Origin of the sequence: Agromyces sp. MMS24-JH15, assembly GCF_043518605.1 — a bacterium.
Taxonomy (GTDB): Bacteria; Actinomycetota; Actinomycetes; order Actinomycetales; family Microbacteriaceae; genus Agromyces.
This window is the reverse complement of record NZ_CP171358.1, coordinates 1,683,948-1,701,981: the sequence shown is the minus strand read 5'-3', so window position 1 is coordinate 1,701,981 and position 18,034 is coordinate 1,683,948. Positions and strand designations below refer to the sequence as shown.

Here is an 18,034-nt window from a genome sequence, read left to right as displayed (position 1 = left end):
GGAGTCGGCGTCGGCGTCGGCGTCGGCGTCGGCGTCGGCGTCGGTTGGAGGGTCACCGCTCGACGTGGCGTACAGCACGGCGAGGCATCCGTTCTGCGCCCGGACGCGGCGGACGGGCGGTGTGCGACCCAGATATGGGGCGAAGGGGCACCGCGCCGCTTGAATCGGTGCCGACGTCGGTATGTGGTCCACGTCAGCCCCGCCCGGTCGGCATCAACAGGTCTGGCCGGAGAAGCGGGCCGTCGCCCCGTTCTCGTCGCCGCTCCTTTAGCGCGTCCGAGCCTCTGAGCGCCGGCGCCATCCACAGGTGTGCAGAGTCACGAACGCTTCGCGCGAGCCTTCTCTACGGTCGCAGAGGTCGGATTCGCGGAGTTGATGGAGGCACGGATGACGCAGGTGCTCCTGCACCCGGCGCGGCTGGTCGCCGAGGGCGACGCACTGTGGGCGATCGGGCAGCGGATCCAGACCGCGGTCCGCTCTTGCGAGGCGGCACTCGCCGGCACGGGCGGCATGGCCGGCGACGAAGAGGCCGCCCGAGCGTTCGCGCTCGGGAGCGGCGGCGACCAGGGCTACGACGGGTACGCCCGCACGGTGCTGCAGGGGGCACTCGAATCCGCGAACGCGCTCCGTGCGATGGACACGGCGCTGCAGAACACCGCGCGCGCGTACGACGGCGCGCAGTTGGCCGGCGCCTACCGGGACCCGGCATCGTCCTCGATCCGGGCTGCGATGTCGCAGCCCATCGCGTCGTCCGTGCACCTTCCGAGCGCACTCGGACCGGGACCGCAATCGCCGCTCGGCGAGTTCGCCGAGTTCGTGCAGGACGCACTCGCCGCCATCGGGGTGGCACTCCCCGACGCCGATACCGGCAAGATCGGTGCCGCCGAGGCGGCGTGGGTCGACCTCGGTTCATCGCTCCGACGCATCCGATCCGAGGTCGACTCCAGCCTGCACGCAGCCGTGTCCGACGGCGTTCCGCAACGCATCCGAATCGCCTCATGCCGTGACGCCGTCGCCCGCCGCATCGGCGACGCCGCTTCTTCGGCCGATGCAATGGCGAGTTTCGCCCGAGCACTCGGCGACGCCGTCGCCAAGGCTTGGGAGGAGATCGGATGGCTCCTCGCGCAGATGGCCGCCGAGATCGCCATCGAGATCGGCGTCGGGGTGCTGCTGAGTTCCGTGACGTTCGGAGCGGGCGCGGTCGCGACCATTGCGAAGATCGCGTTCACGGTGGCGCGTTGGGCGGTTCGGATCGCTGAAGTTTGCGGGCGTCTCGCGACCGTCGTGCGGGCTGCGCTGGCGGCCGCGCGGCTCGCGGCACGTGGTGGGCTGCGACTGGCGACAGAGTCCGTGGCATCAGGACTCGCGAGCGTCGCTGCGGGGATGGGTGTCGATGGCGTGCGGAGCGCGGTCGACCCGGGCCACCGCGCGCAGGAGTTCGGCGAACTGCTGGCCGGCGGGCTTTTGGGTGGGGCCGTCGGCGGGGCGGGCCGATTCGGCAGAACGCCGTCGGTCGGAAACCAGGTCGCTTCCAGCGTCCCTGGACGAATGTTCGCTTCATCCGAATGGAGGAGCCTGCTCGAGAGCCTTCCGAAGGGTGACCAGCGCACGGTCCGCGTCGTCCCGACTGAGCATGACCTCCGCGAGCTCTTCACTGGAATGATCGAAGGTGCGGAACGGCTCCCGCCGCGCGGTGCGAGTATTCCCGACGTGTTCCGGCACCCGGACGGAACCGTCATCCAGTGGCGAACCTACTCGCGTTCAGGTGGGGCGACGATCGACATCGACGTTCCCGGCTCGACATCCAAATGGAAGGTGCATGTTGCCGATTGAGAAGGATGACATCGTCCTCTGCGTGCTGCAGGAGGGCTTGGACGACTGGGTCATGATCGACACACTCATCGGACGGTGTCGGGAGTGGGCTGAGCAGAGCGGCGAAGCAGTTCGCGGCGTGTTCACGGAGGTGCTGCGTCGCATGCTCAGCGACGAGCTCGTCGTCGTCGGTGACCTCCGCGGCGAAGGGTTCACCGATTGGGTGGGACGGATCGACGACGTCATCGGACGCGTGGAGGTGGAGCTCGACGGGTTCGACTGGAACCCGCGGATGGCGAGTTGCTGGCTCCGCAACACGGACGCCGGCGACGAACTCGCGCGGAGCGTCGGCGATCGCGGATGCTGGCCTGACGACTGAGTTCTTTGCCGCAGACGACACGCGCCCATCGACGCCGGCCCGCGTCCCCGGCTTCGCTCCGCGCTCATGGGACTCGTCGCAATCGATGTGCGCGTGTTCGGCAACGTTGCGCGCGAGGAGGAAACGGACATGAGAGATGTCGACCTGCTCGGCGAGCTTGGTCCGAACGTCGGTGCGTTCGCATCCGGCTGGCGCCAATCGCCGCCGACTTTCTGGAGTCGACTTTCTGGAGTCGACCAACGAAGGGGCAGCGTTGCGCACGCGACGGCATCCTCGACCGTCACGACGACGAGGTGACGCTGGCAACCGATGTGCGTGGACTTGGCGAACACCTCGTCGATGGAGCCACCCTCGAGCCGCGGGCGCCGGGCGCGTGCTGGACAAGCACCCTCGTCTGTTCTCCACAATCATGAAGGGCGATATCCGATGAGCCGCTTACAACCCGCGAACGAAGTGGAGTATCTCGCGCAGGCCTACTTTCATCAGGACTTCGAGTACGAAGCCGATGACCCCATTGGCGTCGTTCGCAAATTCCGAGATGAGGAGGCCGCGACGCTCAGCGAGAGGCTCCGGAATCGACTGGAGTCCATCCTGGGCGATGCTCCGTCGGAGAGCGATCTCGCGACGCTATGGCTGGACCAGGCCGGTGCGAGCTATGACCCCGCAAGGATGGCGTCAGCATGCACGTTTGGTTTCGCAGCATGCTCGATGAGCTCTCCTGACGGTCCTGTTCGAGTGAGTGCGGCGCGCTGGAATACAAGGATGAAATCACAAGCACGATGAGTTCGGGCAGGTTCTTGTAGTTCCGAAGTCCACGCCGAAGACTCCGTGGGGTGCATAAGCCGAGCACGCGCATCGCGCCCAAGGGAACTCCCCCCCCCGAACGACCCCGAAGCCGAGGATGCCATCGGTGTGGTGAAGAGCCGAAACTCGCTTGGCCACTTTTACAAGGGATGACTCATGGGGACCTCGCTCCACTGGAGCCAGCCGAGACACCTCGCGCAGGGGTATTTCCATCAGGGCTTCGACCTCGACGCAGCTCAGCCAATAGGCGTAGTGAGGAATTTCCGCGAGCAAGAGTCCGAGACGGATGTCGAATTCCTTCGAGGAGAGCTCGCAGCGGCAATCGCCGGGGACCAAACGGAGGACAAGCTCGCTCGCTTCTGGATCGAGGAGCTCGGCTCGTCATACGATCCCCGTCGGGACGGCGGCACCACGAGCGAATGGTTCCGACGCATGCTCGGCGCCCTGTCGTGAAGTTCCCGCCCCATCCGCGCGCAGCACGGTTCATGTGACGGGCTCGGAGTCTCTGTGCCATCGAGCGACACGGCGAAGTCGAGATCACCGCCGTCCCCAAGCCGCACCCAGGGAGTTGAGTGAATCAGGACCTGATCGAACAGGCGATCCGCGACGCGCTGGACGGCGTGCGCGACATCCTGGGTACCGCCGATGTCGAGAACGCTGAGGTCTTTCTCGACCACGCAGAACCTGCGATCGCGCTCGAACTGATCTGTGATCAGCTCTACGAGTACGACCTCTCGATTCCGCGCCACTCCTTCGAACGTTTGAAATGGGCCGGCGAGCGAATGAACGTCGACCCGGATCGCTGGTTGCGCCTCAGCCTCGCGCCCAGCTTGCGACGCGTCGCATCCAAACCGCCGTCGGCGACGAACAAGGCGTAGTGGGGAGTGTTCGTCGCGCCTGAGCCGGCCCGACCCTCCCACGCCGAGCGGACCAACCTCACGCGAACGCGAGGACCTCGATGCCCAGCCTTTGCGCTGCACTCGCAAGGGTCGCATCGAACGTCGCGATCCTGCCGTTCTGCACGACCGCGGCATCCAGCACGCAACAGTCCGGCAGCCTCATCCCGCTCTCCACCCGGATGCGCGCCAGCCGCGCGGCGCTGCCCTCGGGCGGTGCCCACTCTTCGATCGCAAGGCTCGCGAGAGCGTGCTCGACCGCCTCGCCGCGGCCAGCACGCACCGGGCCGACGAGCACCTCCGCCAGGGTGAGGGAGTGCATCGAGAAGCGCTCCCGTGTGTTGCCGCGGAAGAACGCGACGGCACGGTCATTGTGGACGTCGTGCGAGCTGAGATGGGCGATCACCACGCTCGCATCCAGCACGATCATTCGGGCCATTCGGAGCGCAATGCTGCGAGGTATCCGGGCCCGTACACGGCGTCGAAGGCGCCGGCGGTGAGGTCCACCGCCCGCAACCGTTCGCGCTCGGCACCCTCGGCGACCTCGCCGAGCCGGTCGGCCGCCACTCCGAAGAGTCGATTGACCAACTCGTGCCGCGGCACGCCGGGCCAGACGTGCGCAGCGAGCCGCAGCGCACGCTCGACCTCCGGCGTTTCCGTCACCTGGAACCGCGGTCGAGTGGTGGGCATGCGGGGAGTGTACCACCCGCGTTATGGTGCGCCACCGGTCCCACTCGCAGCTGGTGGAATGGCGGCGCTCCCGGTCTGTACAGATACTTGTACACTTTTTCCATGACTCTCCCCACCGGTCCCGGCGTCGTTCCGGTCGGCGAGGCCCGCGCGGGTCTCACGGCGACCTTGAGGGAGTTTCGGAGGGATCCTGAGCACGCCCCACCGGTCGTCCTCGGCTCCCACCGCGCGCGAGAGGCGGTCCTGTTGCCGTACGCGCAGTACGCCGCGCTGACCAGTTCCGCCGACGCCGCTCAGACGGCCGGTCCGCAGGAATCCTCCCGTGAACTCCTCCACCGGCACCGGACCCTGATCCTCCGACTTGCGCAGGCCAACCGCATCGGCGACGTGCAGGTCTTCGGTTCGGTCGCGCGTGGGGATGACGCTCCCGACAGCGATGTCGACTTGCTGGTCGACCCCGAGCCCGAGGCATCCCTCTTCGACTTGGCGCAGTTCGAGATCGACCTCGAGGCCCTCCTCGGCCGACCGGTCGATGTCGTCTCGCGGCGGGGGCTTGACGACAGGCGCGACCGCGGCATCCTTCAGGAGGCGACCCCGCTGTGAGGCCGGAAGACCGCGTCGGTCGTTGGATCGACGCTCTCGCCGCGACGCTCGACACGGCTGCGTCGCTCGCGGCCCGCGGTCGCGCCGCGTATGACGCGGATGCCGCGGTTCCGCTCGCGTTCGAGGCGCTCGCGAACAGGGTCGGCGAACTGGCCAAGCGCCTCAGCGCGGCCGACCCCGGGCGCTTCTCGGCGCCGATCTGGTCGCAGGCCGCACGCAATCGGGACTTCGTCGTGCACCACTACGACCGCATCGACCGCGACGCGCTCTGGCAGACGGTGAGCCGGGACTTCCCGGCGCTCCGACAGGCGCTCGAGGCGGCGCGTACGAACTGACCGCTCTCCAATGCATGCGGAGTAGTCAGCGCTGGATGACCTGAGCGGACTCTGGCGCTGGTTCTCCGTCCGCATCCCGAACGCGGACGTTCCTCCCCTGACCGACGCCTTCGCCGCGCGCCCGTTCGCGGACCGTCGCGAGGCGTTGCTCTCGTACCACTCCATCCGGCTCGAGTACCGGGGACGGTGATCAACAACCCCGGGCAAGTTGGCGGGATTCCGCCCCAAGGTCGCGGTGTTGCACAGGTACTTTCCCTCCGATAGCGAGACACCTCCTTGTCTACCGCCGGGTTATCCCGGCGGTATGGGCGGGGACGAGGAGGCGGAGCGAGCTTTCGCGCTCGGCGTGAACCCCGGCTTCGGCTTCCATGCTCAGGAGACGGATGTGTTCTTCATCAACGGCACCATCTCCCCGAGCGTCGTCCCCACCAATCCAGAATGGGCGTCATGCGATTCCCCGCGCCCGATGACCTCTCTCTGTCGCCCCGAACTGGGAGAACTACATCGTTGCGCAGGCGGTACACGCATCCTTGGGCCACATTCCGCCCCACGCGCTGGCCATCGCCGTGACGATCGATCGAACTGACGTGAGACTGCACTTCCAGCTCTCTGCATCGACTGACGCCGACCGAGCTGACATCGCCGATGTCGAAGACCAACTCCAGGACCTCGTGGGCCCCGACGTCGACGTCACCGCCACGTCCGAGATCCTCAGCCGTCGCGACCTCAGCCGGGTAAGTGGAGCGCGATGGCTGTTCCTCAACCATCTTCTGAAACACCCGGCGATCGATGGATGCCTCGCTCGCGAACACCGCCCGGGCCCACGACGCCACACAACTGGCCAGCGCCAACCGTGAGCCGTCCGCGTCGGTGACCCGAGCCGCGGCTCGGGCATCTGTTCCGGCTGACGCGTACGCGCCTTCGGCACTCGGCCCCGGCGTGCGCGCCGGTGGCGACGCGTCCGAAGACACGTCGCCACCGTCGCCGGTTGGGAATCAGACGTGCGGGTAAGCCTCGATCACCGAGCCAGCAGGCACCTTCCAGTAGCCGACCTCGAACTGCGCCGTTCCACCGGCGGGCAGGCGGTCGAGGTAGGTGAAGTCGACCCCGATGATGACGCCGTTCTCGTTCCGCGCGACGAGGTCGATACGGACCATCTCCTGATCCTCGGCGAAGGTCGAGGTCACCTGTCCGGTGACGGTCATCCAGTCGTACTCCATCGCGGTGGTGATGTTGCCGACCGTCATCGACCCGGTCTCGCCGGCCGGAGACGACGTGGCTCCAGCCGCCATCGGGCCACGCACCTCGATGTGGTCGATCGCCGCTGTGCCGAGTTGCATGAAGTTGCCGACGATCATCGTCCGTCCGCTCATGACCGTGATGTACGAGGAGTCGGAGTCCACGAGAACACCCGCAGCGTCGTACGCCTCGACAGTGAATCCATCGTTGAAGATGTGGTCAGGGTTCGGGTTCTCGATCTCGACCGCGAACCATCCCCACCCGGTCTCTGCATCGATACCGAATGCGGTTTCCCCGACCGCGAGTTCCTGCACCTCGGCGGCCGGCGCCGCGGCAGGCTCCTCGGCCTCCGCCGCCGGGGACTCCGCGACGGTCGATTCCTTGGTCGATTCATCGACGGCAGTGACGAACGCGGCGGTGTAGACGATCGCCATGACGATCGTCAAGATACCGGCGACAACGTTCAAGACCGTCGCGATGATCGCCATGGTCTTGGCGCGATTCCGAAGGACGAGGGCGACGATGCCGCACGCCAGCCCCGCGAGCGCGACGAACCCCGAGACGAAGTTCACGAACGGAATCACCGACGTGACCAGCGCGACGATGCCGAGCACGAGGGCGACGACCGCCAACGGGTTCTTCAACGTGGCCGGCTGGGGAGTCGCCCCGTACGGGCCCTCCGGGATGGCCGAGATCGACCCGGTTCCGGGGTTGGATGGTGCTTGGACAGACATCGTTGGTTACCTTTCGCCACTCAGTGGGCTGACACGCCCTGGCGAGCGCCGAACATCGGCGTTCGCGGTGCGCTCGGCTCGAACACGAATCCGGAGCCATGCGGCAGGCACCCGCTTCCGCCGAGTGCGCAACTCTCCAGTTTGTGTGCAAGCGCTGCACACCCGCTGAGTGTTTGTGGTGATTTGCCTGTGAGGAAATCCACGGAGCGCCAGACGCGACAACAGCTTCCAACCGCCTGGCTGAGCCGAAGTGTCCGATCCGCACCGGTCGGAGTATTCGGGCTCGAAGCCCGTCCTGACGAGCGTCCGCCCCGATAACGTGTTGAGTTGCCACCGCACCACGATGGAAGGCTCGAACACGCCATGGACGTTCAGGAAACTCAGCTGCAGTCGGTGCTCGCCGGAGTGAAGCAATATCGAGTCCCGCTCTACCAGCGCACGTACTCGTGGTCGAGCAAGCAGCTGAGCCGGCTCTGGGGCGACATCGTGGCCCTTGCGGATGAGCAGCGTGAACACAGTCGGGCGACCCACTTCACCGGCTCGCTCGTACTCTCAACACTGGGCGGATGACCCGACACCTCCCGTGGATGCTCTCTGCGTTCGCACTGCTTTCCATTCCGTTCATCGTCCACGCGATCATCGTCGCCTTTAGCTCTACGGTCGATTGGACTTCGGGCAGCCAGGCGCTTGGCGCGTACGTCTGCTGCGGATGGGTCAACCTGCTCGCCGTGGTCGGGATTAAGTGGTGCGCGATCGGCACCATCGCGTTCGCGATCCGTGCCCACCACCTTGGGAGATCGCGACCCGCAGCGTGACCACCGGCTTCGCCCTCGCCTGCGCAGCGCGCCCGAGTGCCGAGCTGATCGCCGCGGAGGGGCCTCGGGATAGGTCTCGCGGGCGTGCGATGTGCGAATAAGGCCTCTACTCGAGACTGCCCGCCGTTCGCGCAAGCACCCGAACCCGGTCCGCGAGCCGCGCGATCCCCCCAGCCCACGGCTCGACACGCACCTCATCCATGTAGGTATCCCGCCGCACCTCGAGCATCACCGCCCGGCCGTGGTGCGCCAGCGCCGCATCGACGAGCCGCTCGATCGCAGCCGAGTACGCCCGGTAGAACTCCATGAGCGACTCGACATCGGCCCGCGGCACGACGCGGATCGGGTCCCGCCACGCGCCGTGCGAGTACAGCACGCCCTGGCCGACGGCGATCTTCTCCTCCGACTCGTCGTCGAATCGCTCGACGTCGACCACGAAGCGCGAGAGGCCGTTGATTACCGCGCTCGCCATCGGCAGTCGGATCGAGCGCGCCGCACCAACCGCTCCGAACGACTCCAGCTCCGAGGCATCCGCACCGATCGCCGCAACCACCACCCGGTCGGTGAAGTGGTCGACCAGCGCATCGTGCTCGCGCGCGAGCGCGGCATCCGTGATCGTGAACGCCGGACGGAACGCGGCCGGCACGACACGCCCGCCGTGCGGCGCGTGCAGGATGACGGGGCTGGTCGCGGTGGCGTCGACCACCGCGACCAACTCGTCGAAGAGCTCCGAATCCGCCATGTCGGCTACTGCTCGCCCCTTGCCGAACGGCGCTCGTCGTCGCTGAACGCGATGTCGGAGTAGGCGATGCCGTCGGCCTCGGCCGCGCGCAGGCGGCTCACGTACGCGCTCAGGCTCTGGCTCGCTCCCGCGACACCGTCTGGCGCGGCCGTGTAGTCGAGCGCCTTGTCGGCGGCGATGCCGATGGTGCGGGCGGCGAGCGCGGCGTCCTGGTTGGCGCCGAGGAACACGAAGTCCCACCCGAACGTCTCGGTCTGCTTGGTCACGGCCGCGCGGACGCCCTGGGCCGTCCATTCGACGCTCGAGTTCTCCTCGCCGTCGGTGACCACGACGACCTGCACGGTGCCGGGCCGCGCGTGCTCGGGCAGCTTCGCGAGCTCGGACCCGAAGTGGGACACCGCGCCGCCGAGCGCGTCGAACAGGGCGGTGCTGCCGCGCGGCTCGAGTTCGACCCGCACGTCGGCGGGGGCGGCGAAGTGGTGCGTCCACTCGACGACCGTGTCGAACGTCACGACGTCGACGGTCAGCATGCCGGGGTGGGCGGCCTGCTCGGCGAGCAGCGCCTGCAACCCGCCGACCATGTCGTCGCGGATAGAGATCATCGACCCGCTCCGGTCGATGACGAGCAGCAGGGCGGTGTACGTGCGGTCGGTCATGGGGACTCCTCGGAGACATCCGGATGCCACGCGGCTGCGCAGCAGATCAGGATGCCGCCACCCACCGACATTCCCGCGAGCGGCTGCCCGTGACGACCTCGACCCCATGCCCTCCGCCGCCCGTGCGAGCACCGCGTCGAACGTCGCAAGACTCGCCTGCTGCGCCAGCACCGCATCGAGCACGCAACAGTCGGGTAGCTTCATGCCGGTCTCCACCCGGATCCGGGCCAGTCGTGCGGCGCTCCCCCGCGACGGTACCCACTCCTCGATCCCGAGGGCGGCGAGCGCGTGCTCGGCGGATTCGCCGCGTCCCGCGCGGGTCGGTCCGACGAGCACCTCGGTCATGGTGAGCGAATGCATCGAGAAGCCCACCGAGAGGTTGCGGCGGAAGAACCCGGCCGCGCGGTCGTGACGTCACACACCCGAGGTCGGCGGCGATTCCGGGCACCATAGCGCCTCGTTATCGCAACCCGCGCGGGCCGTCCACAGGTGTGGAAACCGTCCTGGGCTGGTTCGCGGGACGCCGCTAGCGTCGGCGTCGGCTCGTTCGAGTCGGTCGGTTCGAATCGCTGTCGGAAGGGTGGCACGGATGTCCCAGGTGCTCGTCGATCCGGCGCGATTGGTCGCCGAGGGCGACGTGCTGTGGGCGATCGGGCACCGAGTCGAGGCATCCATTCGCACCTGCGAATCCGCGCTCGGCCGCACGGGCGGCTGGCTGGCGACGAGGATGCCGCGCGCGCGTTCGCGCTCGGCGACGGCGGTGACGGGTACGACGGGTCGGCGCGGCTGGTCCTGCAGGGTGCGCTGGACACCGTGAACGCGCTGAGATCGATGGATGCCGCGCTCGCGAATACCGCCCGCGCCTACGACGCCGCCCAACTCGTCGGCGCGTTCCAGGACCCAGCCGGGTCGGTGTTCCGTGCCGCCGAGCCCACGCTCGTCCCGACCGACGCGCGAGTGCCGAGCGCGCTCGGCCCCGGGCCGACCACGCCGTTGGGCGAGTTCGGCGAGTTCCTCCAAGACGCCCTCGCATCCCTCGGCGTCGTGCTCCCCGACGCCGACCCGGGCAAGATCGACACCGCCGAAGCTGCGTGGCACGACCTCGCGAGCTCGTTGCACCGCTCTTGCGCCGAACTCGACACCAGCCTGCACGCGGCCGTCGCGATCGGACTCCCACAGCACGCCCGGATCGCGTCGTGCCGCGACGGGATCGCCCGTCGGCTCGACGCCGCGGCCTCCTCGGCTGATGCGATCGCCTCGTACGCCCGCGCCCTCGGCGACGCGGTCGCGAAGGCCTGGGAGGAGATCGGCTGGCTCATCGCGCAGATGGCGATCGAGATAGCCCTCGAGATCGGCGTCGGCGTCGCCCTCAGCGTGATCACCGTCGGCGCCGGCGCGATCGCGACCGCCGCGAAGGTCGCCTTCACCGTGGCGCGATGGGCGATCCGGATCGCCGAGGTCTGCCAACGTCTCGCCGCGCTCGTGCGTGCCGCACTCGTGGCGGCGCGGATCCCCGCGCGCGGCGCCGCGCACCTCGCGAAGGACTCGATCGCGTCCGGGATCGCAGGCGTGGCAACGCAGATCGGGTACAACGAAGTCCGCGCGGCGGTCGACCCGGGGTTCGAGCGGCAGGGGCTCGAGTATGTGCTCGCGGCTGGGGTCATCGCGGGAGTGGTTCCCACTGTTCCCGTCCCGAAGCGGATTCCGACGGCACTCACCAAGCGTCGTATTCGCGCCATCGACCTCGCCGATCATGAGGCGGCCGGTGGCCATCTCATCGCGAGACACGTCGGAAAGGCTGACGAGTACCTGGTCGGGCGCGGCAAACGGCTCGCTTCCACGTTCGTCGACCTCTCGGCCGCGCACCGCGCGACGACAACGAATCTGCTTGAGAACCGTGTACTGATCTTGGACTGGCTTAAAGGTACGAAGTTCCAGCTGAAGATCGATGCGAGCATAGAACCTGCATTCGGCCGCACCTGGGTGGCTGAGATCAATCAGTTCGTTCAACCCCGCGGCGTCACCACGATCCTCCATCGCGACCCGTCGATGGAATGCGGCTTCCGCATACAGACGTCATTTCCGACACCCTGACCGAAGGACACAGAAGTGGGCAGCCCAGCGAATTCGAGCGAGTTGGTTTATCTCGGTCAGTGCTACTTCAATCCCGACTACGACCTCGACGCCGCCCAACCGATTGGAATCATCTGGAACTTCCGCCGCGACGAGACGGCGTCGACCATTCAGAGCCTCCGAGCCGAACTCACGGCGATCTTGGCCGAAGGGCACACGGAGGAAGACCTTGCGAGGATCTGGATCGATGAGGCCGATTCGTACTACGACCCGCGCGACGACGGGATCAGTATGCGCGAGTGGTTCCAGCGAGTGCTCGATGGACTCGGCTGACCTCGGTGGCGGCAGCGGCAAGTACCACACCGATCCGATGATTGGTACCGTAACACCATGGCTACCACGCACTCCGCGACGATCGGCGATCGCGGCCGATTCGTCCTGCCATCCGAGCTGCGTTCGCACCAGGGTTGGACGCAGGGCACTCCGCTCCTCATCATCGAGACGAGCCGCGGGGTGGTCATGACCACCCGGGAGCAGGCGATATCGCTGCTGCGCGAACAGCTCGCGGGCACGAGCCTCATCGACGAGCTCCTTGCCGAACGACGGCGATCCGCCGCGCTCGACGACCAGGCAGCACGACCCGAGGGCGGCGCGTGATCGTCCTCGATGCGTCGGCGCTCCTCGCGTTCCTCCAAGGCGAGGCCGGCGCCGACACCGTCGAGCGGGCGCTCGAAACGGGATCGATCGTCGGCGCCGCGAACTGGTCCGAGGTCGCGCAGAAGGTGATCGCACGCGGTGGCGACTGGGAACTCGCGCGCGCACTGATCGAGAGCTACGGCACGGAGATCGAACCGGTCGGTCGGGCGGATGCCGAGGACGCCGCCATGCTCTGGCGCGCCGGGTCGGGCCTGTCGCTCGCAGATCGGCTGTGCCTTGCGCTTGCGGCTCGCGCGAGCGCCGAGGTGCTGACTGCGGACGCAGCGTGGTCGGGGATGGCCGGCGTGCGGATGATTCGCTGACACGCACGCGAACCACCCGATTCGGCGGCGCGTTCGCGCATGTGGACAGTGCCGATTCGAGCAGCAGTCGGTCGCCTACGGTGGAGCGCATGCTTCCTAGCCCGATCCGCCCTGCCGCTGCGATCGCGGTCATGCTCGCGAGCGTGCTGTGCTTCGCGGGATGCTCCGACGCAGCGCCCGCCGCAACGGTCGAGCCGAGTGAGTCGGTTGCGGCTCCGGTGTTCGCGTCGGATGAGGAGGCGTTGGCGGCGGCGGTTGACACGTATGAGAAGTACTTGGATCTTTCCGCCGAGGTAAGCCAGGAGGGCGGCGTCAACCCCGAGCGACTTCTCCCGTTACTCGACCAAAGCTACGGGCAGAAGATCGTCGAAGAGTTCCAAGGTATGGAGCGGGTCGGTCTCCATGTCGTCGGTCGAGGAATTGCATCTGCCTACAGACTGATTGAGTATTCGACTTCAACCGAGGACATCAGTGTGTACGCATGTCAGTCGGTCGGGAGTACGAGAATCATTGATGTTGACGGGTCGGACATCACACCGCCAGACCGGGAACAAGTCATTCCGATGGTTCTCGTGTTTCACGCCGACCTTGATGCCGGCGCCCTTCTCAGCGGGAGTACGCGATGGTCTGGCGCGAGCTTCTGCTAGTCGCGTCGCTCATCGGTCATCCGGTGGTTGCTGCGAGCAATCCAGCGAGCGATTGCACACTTGTGCAGATGTACGCCGGCGAGTGCACCAACGTCCCCTCCGGTTCGGGGACGGCGGGCGAGTCTTCGCTCGACCACACCGACCTGTTCGCTTGGGAAACTTGGTACGAAGCCGACCACCCAGTGAACCCCGGCGTGATCGGCATGGGCGAAGGTGACGGCATCGCAGCGATCCCCGTCGTCACCGAACTCCCCGACGGCACCCTCGTGATCGACGATTGCCACGTCCTCGACCCCAACGACCTCTGTGAGCCAGGCACCCCCGCCACGCCGGGTACGCCCGCGATCACGATTCGCGACCTCGCCGCGTTCCGCCCGGCGCCGACGACAGCGCCCATGGAGCCCGACGGCTGGGCCGTGGTCGACCTGCCCGCGAACTTCCTCTCCGACGCCTCCGTCCACACCGCGAGCGGGACGTTGCTCGGCCGCGCCGCCGACGTCCGCTTCACCCCGACCCACTACCGGTGGAATTTCTCCGACGCGACCACGACCGAGTCCGACTCTCCCGGCGCGACCTGGGCGACCCTCGGGCAACGCGAGTTCACCGCGACCCCGACCAGCCGCACGTTCGCCGAACGCGGCACATTCGAGGTCACCCCGTGGGTCACCTACCGAGCCGAGTACCGCCTGGCCGGCGGCCCGTGGATCCCGGTCGCCGGCACCCTCGAGATCCCGGGCCCGACTCGATCGATCCTCGTCGGGCGCATCGACACCGTCCTCACGAACGGCGACTGCACGCAATACCCGACCGCGCCCGGCTGCTGAGCACAGCGATGACGCACGAAGAACTGGAACGAACGATTCGCGAGATCGCCGACGAGTTCTCCGGCCGTCTCCCGGACCAGGACATCGACAATGCGCACATCTTCCTCGACGCCGGCGAGCTGGAGATCGCGCTCGAGAACCTCTGCGCGCAGGTCTACGAATACGATCTGCCGGTCACGGTTCGAACGTTCAAGCGGATCCGATCCGCGGGCTCAGAGCTCGGCCTCCGCTCGTCCCACTGGACGGATCTCACCGTGATCTCGAACGAATGAGCGCTCCCGACGCGGCCACGCTGGTGTCGCAGGGTTGGTCGTCGATGCCGTAACCCGCCAACGAACTCTCCGAATCACCCCCGTCTTGGTGATGCCGCCCACCCCGGCGCGATCCCTAGGATCCAGACGATGGACCCGACCGAACTCATCATTCCGCTTCTCGGGCTCGGCGGCGCCGTGCTTTCCGGAACGTTCGCGCTCCTCAGTCGCCGTGCCGAGCAGCGATTCGCGATCGAGCGCGAGTCATCACGCGAACTGGCCATCAGCGTGGCGCGCCAGCGCGATGTCCTGCAGCAGTCGATCGAGCCGCTCCTGTACGCGGCATCCGACCTCCAGAGCCGGATCTACAACATCCTCGAGGGCGAGTTCCTTCAGACCCACGCCGCCCATAGCAACGTGAGGTGGAGCCGGAACGCGGTCGAGTACACCTGCTTCCTCTTCGCGCAGTACTTCGGGTGGGCCGAGTCGATCCGCCAGGCGGCGCTGTTCCGCGAATCAGCAGAGCTGGTGCCTGCCCGTGGCGCGAACGACCGAGACGATGCCGCGCTGACCATCGCGGGCATCCTCCGCGAGGTCGGCGACGCACTGCGCACCGATGCATACGGCACCGGCTTCATGCTCTTCTCCGGTGACCAGCATGCGATCGGCGAGCTCATGTTCTCGTGGGATCCCGTGTCCGGCGGTCGTTCGCCGAAGGTCATGAGGTTCGCCACCTTCAGCGAGCGATTCGCGGACCCCGCGTTCCGACAGTGGTTCGATCCGATCGTCGAGGAACTCGAGCCGGATGGCGTGTCGGCCGACGCCGCGCGACGCCTCGCGGTCGTCCAGCGACTCCTGGTCGACCTGATGGACACCCTCGATCCGTACCACGCCGTCTACAAGCGGCGCCGCAAGGTGGAGGAGCCGATGGATGCCCCGGCAGGCCGCGCACCAACGCCCCTCGCGGATGCGCAGCCGGGCGAGGAGGCGCGAGTTTGACGACGGAAACACGATGGCCCGCGACCCAATCCGGGTCGCGGGCCATCAGCGAGTGCTACCGCGCGGCGAAGCCGCCGTGGCCGCCGCAGACGAGCGGCGTGATCGCTTCCGCGATCAGTACCCGACCGCCGCGAGGCCGGCGGTGGCCTGCTCGGGGGTGAACTGGCCGCCGTACGCGCTCGTGAGCTGGTCGAAGAGCTCGTCGCGGCTCATGGGCATGACGTCGAGGTACTGCTTGGCCTGCTCGCCGGCCTCGGCGTTCCAGTCAGGGGCGAGGTAGTCCACCGCGTAGGTGGCGACGTCGACCGGGTACTGGGAGCCGTACTCGCTGGAGAGCTGGTCGATGAGCCCCTGACGGGAGAAGGCCATGATGTTGAGGTAGTTCTGCGCCTCGCGGACCGCCTGCTCGTGCTGCATCGACGGGTGCGCCGGAGCGGGCGCGGTGGCGATGAGGGTGACGGTGGAGCCCTTCGGGATGCTGATGGCCGCGGCCGGGTCGGTGGAACCGATGACCCAGTCGTCACCGGCATCGGCGGGGCTCGTCACGATCTTGAAGCCGACGAACTCGAGCGCCTCGCGGGCCTCGCCGACGGTCTTCCCGGTCCAGTCGCCGAAGAGCATCGCCTCGGGCTCGGCGGGCTCGGCAGCCGGAGCCTCGACCTTGGCCGGCTGCTCGGCCGCGGGCGTGCCGCTCTCGCCGTTCGCGCCGCTCGCAATGGCGCTGATGAGGATCACGACGCCGACCGCGGCCGCGGGGATGATGAACGCCTTCCGCTTCCAGAGCGGGCGCTTCGCGGCGGGCTCGGAGGCGCCGGCGGGCGCGGGGGTGCCGGCGGGCTCCCAGGTCATCGACCCGTCAGGGTGCTGGGTGAGGACGTGCCCGTTGACGAGGTCGCCGGGCTGGTGCTGCTGGACGTCGGTCATGATGTACTGCCTTCTGTGGGAGCCGACCGGGCGCGCCGAAGGGCGCGCCACTGGCATCGGCGCGAGAGTCGCCCAGCTCGACAGAAACAGAAGGAGCAGGGAGGTCACCGCGATCAGGTGAACTTTTCAGAGTACGGGCGACCCGCTGGAAGGCGACTGCACGTTGGCAGGAAGAATCCTGTACGCCAGTCGGGCGGCGCGCAGCCTCACGCCCCCAGCATCTCGAGCCCGTGGTACACCACGTACGCGGGCCACACGATCGCCTGCAGCAGCCCGAGGATGACGCCCCAGAAGCTGCCGTCCGAGATCGAGACGAAGTAGACCGCCGCGCCGATGTAGGCGAGGAAGAAGAAGAACCCCCAGGTGCCGGAGTTGACGTACGTCACTCGATCGCTCGACCCCATGTCGCCCTCCGATCGCCGGCGCCGCGCCGGCTTCGACCTGCCGATCGGGCGCGCGGTCGCGGCATCCCATCGGTCGGTTCATCCTGACAGGCGTGCGCGGTGGACGGAAGGTCGTAAGCGGGTCGCGTGGCTCAGCCGCGCGCGTGCGAACCGCTGCGGTCGAGCACCGTCGAACGCGGCATCCTCAGTCGTCTGCGTCGCGCTGCTTCGTCGCCTCGCTGGGACGGCTGCCGTGCCAGTGTTCGGCGTTGGCGTCCTTCCAGCGCTTCGCCCGGTCTTCCGCACGGGCCGTCGTCGCGGCATCCTCTCCGGTCGTCGCGCCGTCGTCGAGCGTGCCGCCCTCCGCCTCCCAGCGTTCGTCCTCGGGGGCGCCCTCCGGGTGCGTGTGCTTCGACATCGGGCGCCCTCCGCTGCTACTCGTACGTCGACCTGCGTGGCCGGAAGTCGATCCGCGCGGCGGCGGAGACGATCGCAGCGGCACGGGTCTCCTCGGCGCGAACCAGCTCGGCCGCGCTCGCGTCGCGATCGACCTTCTCGGTCGCGGCCTGGGCGCCGATGTCGGCGAGTATGCGCCCGATCACGGTCGCGAGCCCGGCGGCGAGCTCGTCGAGGTTCGTGTGCTCGATGATCAACCGACGGTCGGCGACGTGCAGGGCGACCTCGCCGTACCCCTCCTCGGCGAGACGAGCCCCGACATCCGGGTGCTTCAGCAGGTCGAGCTCGCGCGGCAGCGGTCGCCGGGTGAAGACGGCGGCGACGTCGTACCGGCTCGGCGCATCGGGCGAACCGAGGTCGGCGGGCAGTTCGTTGACGAGGATGTGGGTGACGCCGAATTCCTCGGCTGCGGCTTCGGTCATGACGCACTCGCCTCCCCGGTCGGAGCATCCGCAGCCGCATCCTGCGCGCCCGTGGCGTGCGCGGCCCGCGCGCTGTCGACCCACCTCGTCGTGCTCGCCGGGTTGAGGTCGAAGTGCTCCCAGAACGCGTCATTCCGGGCGATCGAGGCCGCCTCCGCCCGAACAGCGTCGTGGTGCGCAGGATCGGGCTGAGTGGGAACGGTGTCCATTTCCAGAGTATGCGCGCCGGACATGTGAGCACTCACAGTTTCACCGCCCGCGAAATCACGTCCCACCGGCATTGTCAAGGGTGGCGCCGACCGCGACGGGCGGACGTACCGTGTACCTACGT

At 67.8% G+C, this 18,034-nt stretch carries 29 protein-coding genes; 19 read left to right on the top strand and 10 right to left on the bottom strand.

Annotated elements, in window-relative coordinates:
• Positions 1 to 591: 591 nt before the first annotated feature.
• The 6 genes from ACDF64_RS07780 to ACDF64_RS07755 all read left to right on the top strand — a co-directional run bounded on the left by ACDF64_RS07780 (position 592) and on the right by ACDF64_RS07755 (position 3,873).
• Entirely contained in the window at positions 592 to 1,833 is a 1,242-nt protein-coding gene (locus tag ACDF64_RS07780) for a hypothetical protein (protein ID WP_394554595.1), read from the top strand.
• A complete protein-coding gene (locus ACDF64_RS07775; protein ID WP_394554593.1) occupies positions 1,820 to 2,191 on the top strand; it encodes a hypothetical protein in 372 nt (123 codons plus the stop codon). Before ACDF64_RS07780 ends, ACDF64_RS07775 begins: the two co-directional genes overlap by 14 nt.
• A gap of 66 nt (positions 2,192 to 2,257) precedes the next feature.
• Entirely contained in the window at positions 2,258 to 2,488 is a 231-nt protein-coding gene (locus ACDF64_RS07770) for a hypothetical protein (protein ID WP_394554591.1), read from the top strand.
• 12 nt (positions 2,489 to 2,500) lie between these two features.
• Positions 2,501 to 2,974, top strand: coding sequence for a contact-dependent growth inhibition system immunity protein (locus ACDF64_RS07765; protein WP_394554588.1), 474 nt, complete (start codon positions 2,501 to 2,503; stop codon positions 2,972 to 2,974).
• Positions 2,975 to 3,151: 177 nt separating this feature from the next.
• Positions 3,152 to 3,448: a contact-dependent growth inhibition system immunity protein gene (locus ACDF64_RS07760; RefSeq protein WP_394554586.1), complete on the top strand. Its 297-nt coding sequence runs from the start codon at positions 3,152 to 3,154 to the stop codon at positions 3,446 to 3,448.
• Positions 3,449 to 3,567: 119 nt separating this feature from the next.
• Positions 3,568 to 3,873: a MafI family immunity protein gene (locus tag ACDF64_RS07755; protein WP_394554584.1), complete on the top strand. Its 306-nt coding sequence runs from the start codon at positions 3,568 to 3,570 to the stop codon at positions 3,871 to 3,873.
• A 58-nt stretch (positions 3,874 to 3,931) separates the two neighbouring features.
• On the opposite strand, the gene ACDF64_RS07750 is transcribed toward ACDF64_RS07755, so the two are convergent.
• Entirely contained in the window at positions 3,932 to 4,321 is a 390-nt protein-coding gene (locus ACDF64_RS07750) for a type II toxin-antitoxin system VapC family toxin (RefSeq protein WP_394554582.1), read from the bottom strand.
• Positions 4,318 to 4,581 (bottom strand): hypothetical protein, encoded by a 264-nt coding sequence (locus ACDF64_RS07745; protein WP_394554580.1) that lies wholly within the window; start codon positions 4,579 to 4,581, stop codon positions 4,318 to 4,320. The genes ACDF64_RS07750 and ACDF64_RS07745 overlap by 4 nt, the downstream gene beginning before the upstream one ends.
• A gap of 102 nt (positions 4,582 to 4,683) precedes the next feature.
• Between ACDF64_RS07745 and ACDF64_RS07740 the strand changes: the two genes are divergently transcribed.
• A complete protein-coding gene (locus ACDF64_RS07740) occupies positions 4,684 to 5,184 on the top strand; it encodes a nucleotidyltransferase family protein (RefSeq protein WP_394554578.1) in 501 nt (166 codons plus the stop codon).
• A complete protein-coding gene (locus tag ACDF64_RS07735; protein WP_394554577.1) occupies positions 5,181 to 5,519 on the top strand; it encodes a DUF86 domain-containing protein in 339 nt (112 codons plus the stop codon). Before ACDF64_RS07740 ends, ACDF64_RS07735 begins: the two co-directional genes overlap by 4 nt.
• 995 nt (positions 5,520 to 6,514) lie before the next feature.
• Here ACDF64_RS07735 and ACDF64_RS07730 read toward each other — a convergent pair.
• The gene (locus ACDF64_RS07730; protein ID WP_394554576.1) at positions 6,515 to 7,246 is read right to left on the bottom strand and encodes a hypothetical protein; all 732 of its coding nucleotides are present in this window, start codon (positions 7,244 to 7,246) and stop codon (positions 6,515 to 6,517) included.
• A gap of 609 nt (positions 7,247 to 7,855) precedes the next feature.
• Here ACDF64_RS07730 and ACDF64_RS07725 point away from each other — a divergent pair.
• Both ACDF64_RS07725 and ACDF64_RS07720 read left to right on the top strand, forming a co-directional pair.
• The gene (locus tag ACDF64_RS07725) at positions 7,856 to 8,062 is read left to right on the top strand and encodes a DUF262 domain-containing protein (protein WP_394554575.1); all 207 of its coding nucleotides are present in this window, start codon (positions 7,856 to 7,858) and stop codon (positions 8,060 to 8,062) included.
• A complete protein-coding gene (locus tag ACDF64_RS07720) occupies positions 8,059 to 8,307 on the top strand; it encodes a hypothetical protein (protein WP_394554573.1) in 249 nt (82 codons plus the stop codon). The genes ACDF64_RS07725 and ACDF64_RS07720 overlap by 4 nt, the downstream gene beginning before the upstream one ends.
• Positions 8,308 to 8,413: 106 nt before the next feature.
• On the opposite strand, the gene ACDF64_RS07715 is transcribed toward ACDF64_RS07720, so the two are convergent.
• Together ACDF64_RS07715 and ACDF64_RS07710 are read right to left on the bottom strand one after the other, a co-directional pair.
• Positions 8,414 to 9,049 carry an N-formylglutamate amidohydrolase gene (locus ACDF64_RS07715; RefSeq protein WP_394554572.1) on the bottom strand — a complete coding sequence of 212 codons (636 nt, stop codon included), beginning with the start codon at positions 9,047 to 9,049 and terminating at the stop codon, positions 8,414 to 8,416.
• 5 nt (positions 9,050 to 9,054) lie between these two features.
• The gene (locus ACDF64_RS07710) at positions 9,055 to 9,705 is read right to left on the bottom strand and encodes a VWA domain-containing protein (protein WP_394554571.1); all 651 of its coding nucleotides are present in this window, start codon (positions 9,703 to 9,705) and stop codon (positions 9,055 to 9,057) included.
• A 589-nt stretch (positions 9,706 to 10,294) separates the two neighbouring features.
• Here ACDF64_RS07710 and ACDF64_RS07705 point away from each other — a divergent pair.
• The 9 genes from ACDF64_RS07705 to ACDF64_RS07665 all read left to right on the top strand — a co-directional run bounded on the left by ACDF64_RS07705 (position 10,295) and on the right by ACDF64_RS07665 (position 15,518).
• Positions 10,295 to 10,522 (top strand): hypothetical protein, encoded by a 228-nt coding sequence (locus ACDF64_RS07705; protein ID WP_394554570.1) that lies wholly within the window; start codon positions 10,295 to 10,297, stop codon positions 10,520 to 10,522.
• Between the two features lie 176 nt (positions 10,523 to 10,698).
• Positions 10,699 to 11,799, top strand: a complete 1,101-nt coding sequence (locus ACDF64_RS07700) for an RNase A-like domain-containing protein (RefSeq protein WP_394554568.1) — start codon at positions 10,699 to 10,701, stop codon at positions 11,797 to 11,799.
• A gap of 15 nt (positions 11,800 to 11,814) precedes the next feature.
• A complete protein-coding gene (locus tag ACDF64_RS07695; RefSeq protein ID WP_394554566.1) occupies positions 11,815 to 12,111 on the top strand; it encodes a contact-dependent growth inhibition system immunity protein in 297 nt (98 codons plus the stop codon).
• Positions 12,112 to 12,168: 57 nt separating this feature from the next.
• Positions 12,169 to 12,435 (top strand): AbrB/MazE/SpoVT family DNA-binding domain-containing protein, encoded by a 267-nt coding sequence (locus ACDF64_RS07690; protein ID WP_394554564.1) that lies wholly within the window; start codon positions 12,169 to 12,171, stop codon positions 12,433 to 12,435.
• Entirely contained in the window at positions 12,432 to 12,797 is a 366-nt protein-coding gene (locus ACDF64_RS07685; RefSeq protein ID WP_394554562.1) for a type II toxin-antitoxin system VapC family toxin, read from the top strand. The genes ACDF64_RS07690 and ACDF64_RS07685 overlap by 4 nt, the downstream gene beginning before the upstream one ends.
• Before the next feature lie 131 nt (positions 12,798 to 12,928).
• Entirely contained in the window at positions 12,929 to 13,444 is a 516-nt protein-coding gene (locus tag ACDF64_RS07680) for a hypothetical protein (protein ID WP_394554560.1), read from the top strand.
• 68 nt (positions 13,445 to 13,512) lie between these two features.
• Complete coding sequence (locus ACDF64_RS07675; RefSeq protein WP_394554558.1) at positions 13,513 to 14,268, top strand: hypothetical protein; 756 nt, start codon at positions 13,513 to 13,515, stop codon at positions 14,266 to 14,268.
• Positions 14,269 to 14,276: 8 nt separating this feature from the next.
• Positions 14,277 to 14,540 (top strand): MafI family immunity protein, encoded by a 264-nt coding sequence (locus ACDF64_RS07670; protein ID WP_394554556.1) that lies wholly within the window; start codon positions 14,277 to 14,279, stop codon positions 14,538 to 14,540.
• Positions 14,541 to 14,669: 129 nt separating this feature from the next.
• Positions 14,670 to 15,518 (top strand): hypothetical protein, encoded by an 849-nt coding sequence (locus ACDF64_RS07665; RefSeq protein ID WP_394554554.1) that lies wholly within the window; start codon positions 14,670 to 14,672, stop codon positions 15,516 to 15,518.
• A 114-nt stretch (positions 15,519 to 15,632) separates the two neighbouring features.
• Here the strand turns inward: ACDF64_RS07665 and ACDF64_RS07660 are convergent, their stop codons facing one another.
• The 5 genes from ACDF64_RS07660 to ACDF64_RS07640 all read right to left on the bottom strand — a co-directional run bounded on the left by ACDF64_RS07660 (position 15,633) and on the right by ACDF64_RS07640 (position 17,912).
• Positions 15,633 to 16,442, bottom strand: a complete 810-nt coding sequence (locus ACDF64_RS07660; protein ID WP_394554552.1) for an Ltp family lipoprotein — start codon at positions 16,440 to 16,442, stop codon at positions 15,633 to 15,635.
• A gap of 206 nt (positions 16,443 to 16,648) precedes the next feature.
• A complete protein-coding gene (locus ACDF64_RS07655; protein ID WP_394554549.1) occupies positions 16,649 to 16,846 on the bottom strand; it encodes a hypothetical protein in 198 nt (65 codons plus the stop codon).
• A 184-nt stretch (positions 16,847 to 17,030) separates the two neighbouring features.
• The gene (locus tag ACDF64_RS07650) at positions 17,031 to 17,243 is read right to left on the bottom strand and encodes a hypothetical protein (RefSeq protein ID WP_394554546.1); all 213 of its coding nucleotides are present in this window, start codon (positions 17,241 to 17,243) and stop codon (positions 17,031 to 17,033) included.
• Positions 17,244 to 17,259: 16 nt separating this feature from the next.
• Positions 17,260 to 17,703 carry a hypothetical protein gene (locus ACDF64_RS07645; RefSeq protein ID WP_394554545.1) on the bottom strand — a complete coding sequence of 148 codons (444 nt, stop codon included), beginning with the start codon at positions 17,701 to 17,703 and terminating at the stop codon, positions 17,260 to 17,262.
• Positions 17,700 to 17,912: a hypothetical protein gene (locus tag ACDF64_RS07640; protein WP_394554543.1), complete on the bottom strand. Its 213-nt coding sequence runs from the start codon at positions 17,910 to 17,912 to the stop codon at positions 17,700 to 17,702. The genes ACDF64_RS07645 and ACDF64_RS07640 overlap by 4 nt, the downstream gene beginning before the upstream one ends.
• Positions 17,913 to 18,034: the final 122 nt, after the last annotated feature.

Excerpts from the sequence above, each read along its gene's own strand:
- ACDF64_RS07645 (WP_394554545.1), bottom strand. The coding sequence starts at position 17,703 with ATGACCGAAGCCGCAGCCGAGGAATTCGGCGTCACCCACATCCTCGTC.
- ACDF64_RS07760 (WP_394554586.1), top strand. The coding sequence starts at position 3,152 with ATGGGGACCTCGCTCCACTGGAGCCAGCCGAGACACCTCGCGCAGGGG.
- ACDF64_RS07705 (WP_394554570.1), top strand. The coding sequence starts at position 10,295 with ATGTCCCAGGTGCTCGTCGATCCGGCGCGATTGGTCGCCGAGGGCGAC.
- ACDF64_RS07710 (WP_394554571.1), bottom strand. The coding sequence starts at position 9,705 with ATGACCGACCGCACGTACACCGCCCTGCTGCTCGTCATCGACCGGAGC.
- ACDF64_RS07730 (WP_394554576.1), bottom strand. The coding sequence starts at position 7,246 with ATGGCGATCATCGCGACGGTCTTGAACGTTGTCGCCGGTATCTTGACG.
- ACDF64_RS07680 (WP_394554560.1), top strand. The coding sequence starts at position 12,929 with ATGCTCGCGAGCGTGCTGTGCTTCGCGGGATGCTCCGACGCAGCGCCC.
- ACDF64_RS07665 (WP_394554554.1), top strand. The coding sequence starts at position 14,670 with ATGGACCCGACCGAACTCATCATTCCGCTTCTCGGGCTCGGCGGCGCC.
- ACDF64_RS07745 (WP_394554580.1), bottom strand. The coding sequence starts at position 4,581 with ATGCCCACCACTCGACCGCGGTTCCAGGTGACGGAAACGCCGGAGGTC.
- ACDF64_RS07775 (WP_394554593.1), top strand. The coding sequence starts at position 1,820 with ATGTTGCCGATTGAGAAGGATGACATCGTCCTCTGCGTGCTGCAGGAG.
- ACDF64_RS07650 (WP_394554546.1), bottom strand. The coding sequence starts at position 17,243 with ATGTCGAAGCACACGCACCCGGAGGGCGCCCCCGAGGACGAACGCTGG.
- ACDF64_RS07765 (WP_394554588.1), top strand. The coding sequence starts at position 2,501 with ATGTGCGTGGACTTGGCGAACACCTCGTCGATGGAGCCACCCTCGAGC.
- ACDF64_RS07690 (WP_394554564.1), top strand. The coding sequence starts at position 12,169 with ATGGCTACCACGCACTCCGCGACGATCGGCGATCGCGGCCGATTCGTC.
- ACDF64_RS07770 (WP_394554591.1), top strand. The coding sequence starts at position 2,258 with ATGGGACTCGTCGCAATCGATGTGCGCGTGTTCGGCAACGTTGCGCGC.
- ACDF64_RS07660 (WP_394554552.1), bottom strand. The coding sequence starts at position 16,442 with ATGACCGACGTCCAGCAGCACCAGCCCGGCGACCTCGTCAACGGGCAC.
- ACDF64_RS07750 (WP_394554582.1), bottom strand. The coding sequence starts at position 4,321 with ATGATCGTGCTGGATGCGAGCGTGGTGATCGCCCATCTCAGCTCGCAC.
- ACDF64_RS07715 (WP_394554572.1), bottom strand. The coding sequence starts at position 9,049 with ATGGCGGATTCGGAGCTCTTCGACGAGTTGGTCGCGGTGGTCGACGCC.
- ACDF64_RS07720 (WP_394554573.1), top strand. The coding sequence starts at position 8,059 with ATGACCCGACACCTCCCGTGGATGCTCTCTGCGTTCGCACTGCTTTCC.
- ACDF64_RS07725 (WP_394554575.1), top strand. The coding sequence starts at position 7,856 with ATGGACGTTCAGGAAACTCAGCTGCAGTCGGTGCTCGCCGGAGTGAAG.
- ACDF64_RS07740 (WP_394554578.1), top strand. The coding sequence starts at position 4,684 with ATGACTCTCCCCACCGGTCCCGGCGTCGTTCCGGTCGGCGAGGCCCGC.
- ACDF64_RS07670 (WP_394554556.1), top strand. The coding sequence starts at position 14,277 with ATGACGCACGAAGAACTGGAACGAACGATTCGCGAGATCGCCGACGAG.
- ACDF64_RS07640 (WP_394554543.1), bottom strand. The coding sequence starts at position 17,912 with ATGGACACCGTTCCCACTCAGCCCGATCCTGCGCACCACGACGCTGTT.
- ACDF64_RS07655 (WP_394554549.1), bottom strand. The coding sequence starts at position 16,846 with ATGGGGTCGAGCGATCGAGTGACGTACGTCAACTCCGGCACCTGGGGG.
- ACDF64_RS07675 (WP_394554558.1), top strand. The coding sequence starts at position 13,513 with ATGTACGCCGGCGAGTGCACCAACGTCCCCTCCGGTTCGGGGACGGCG.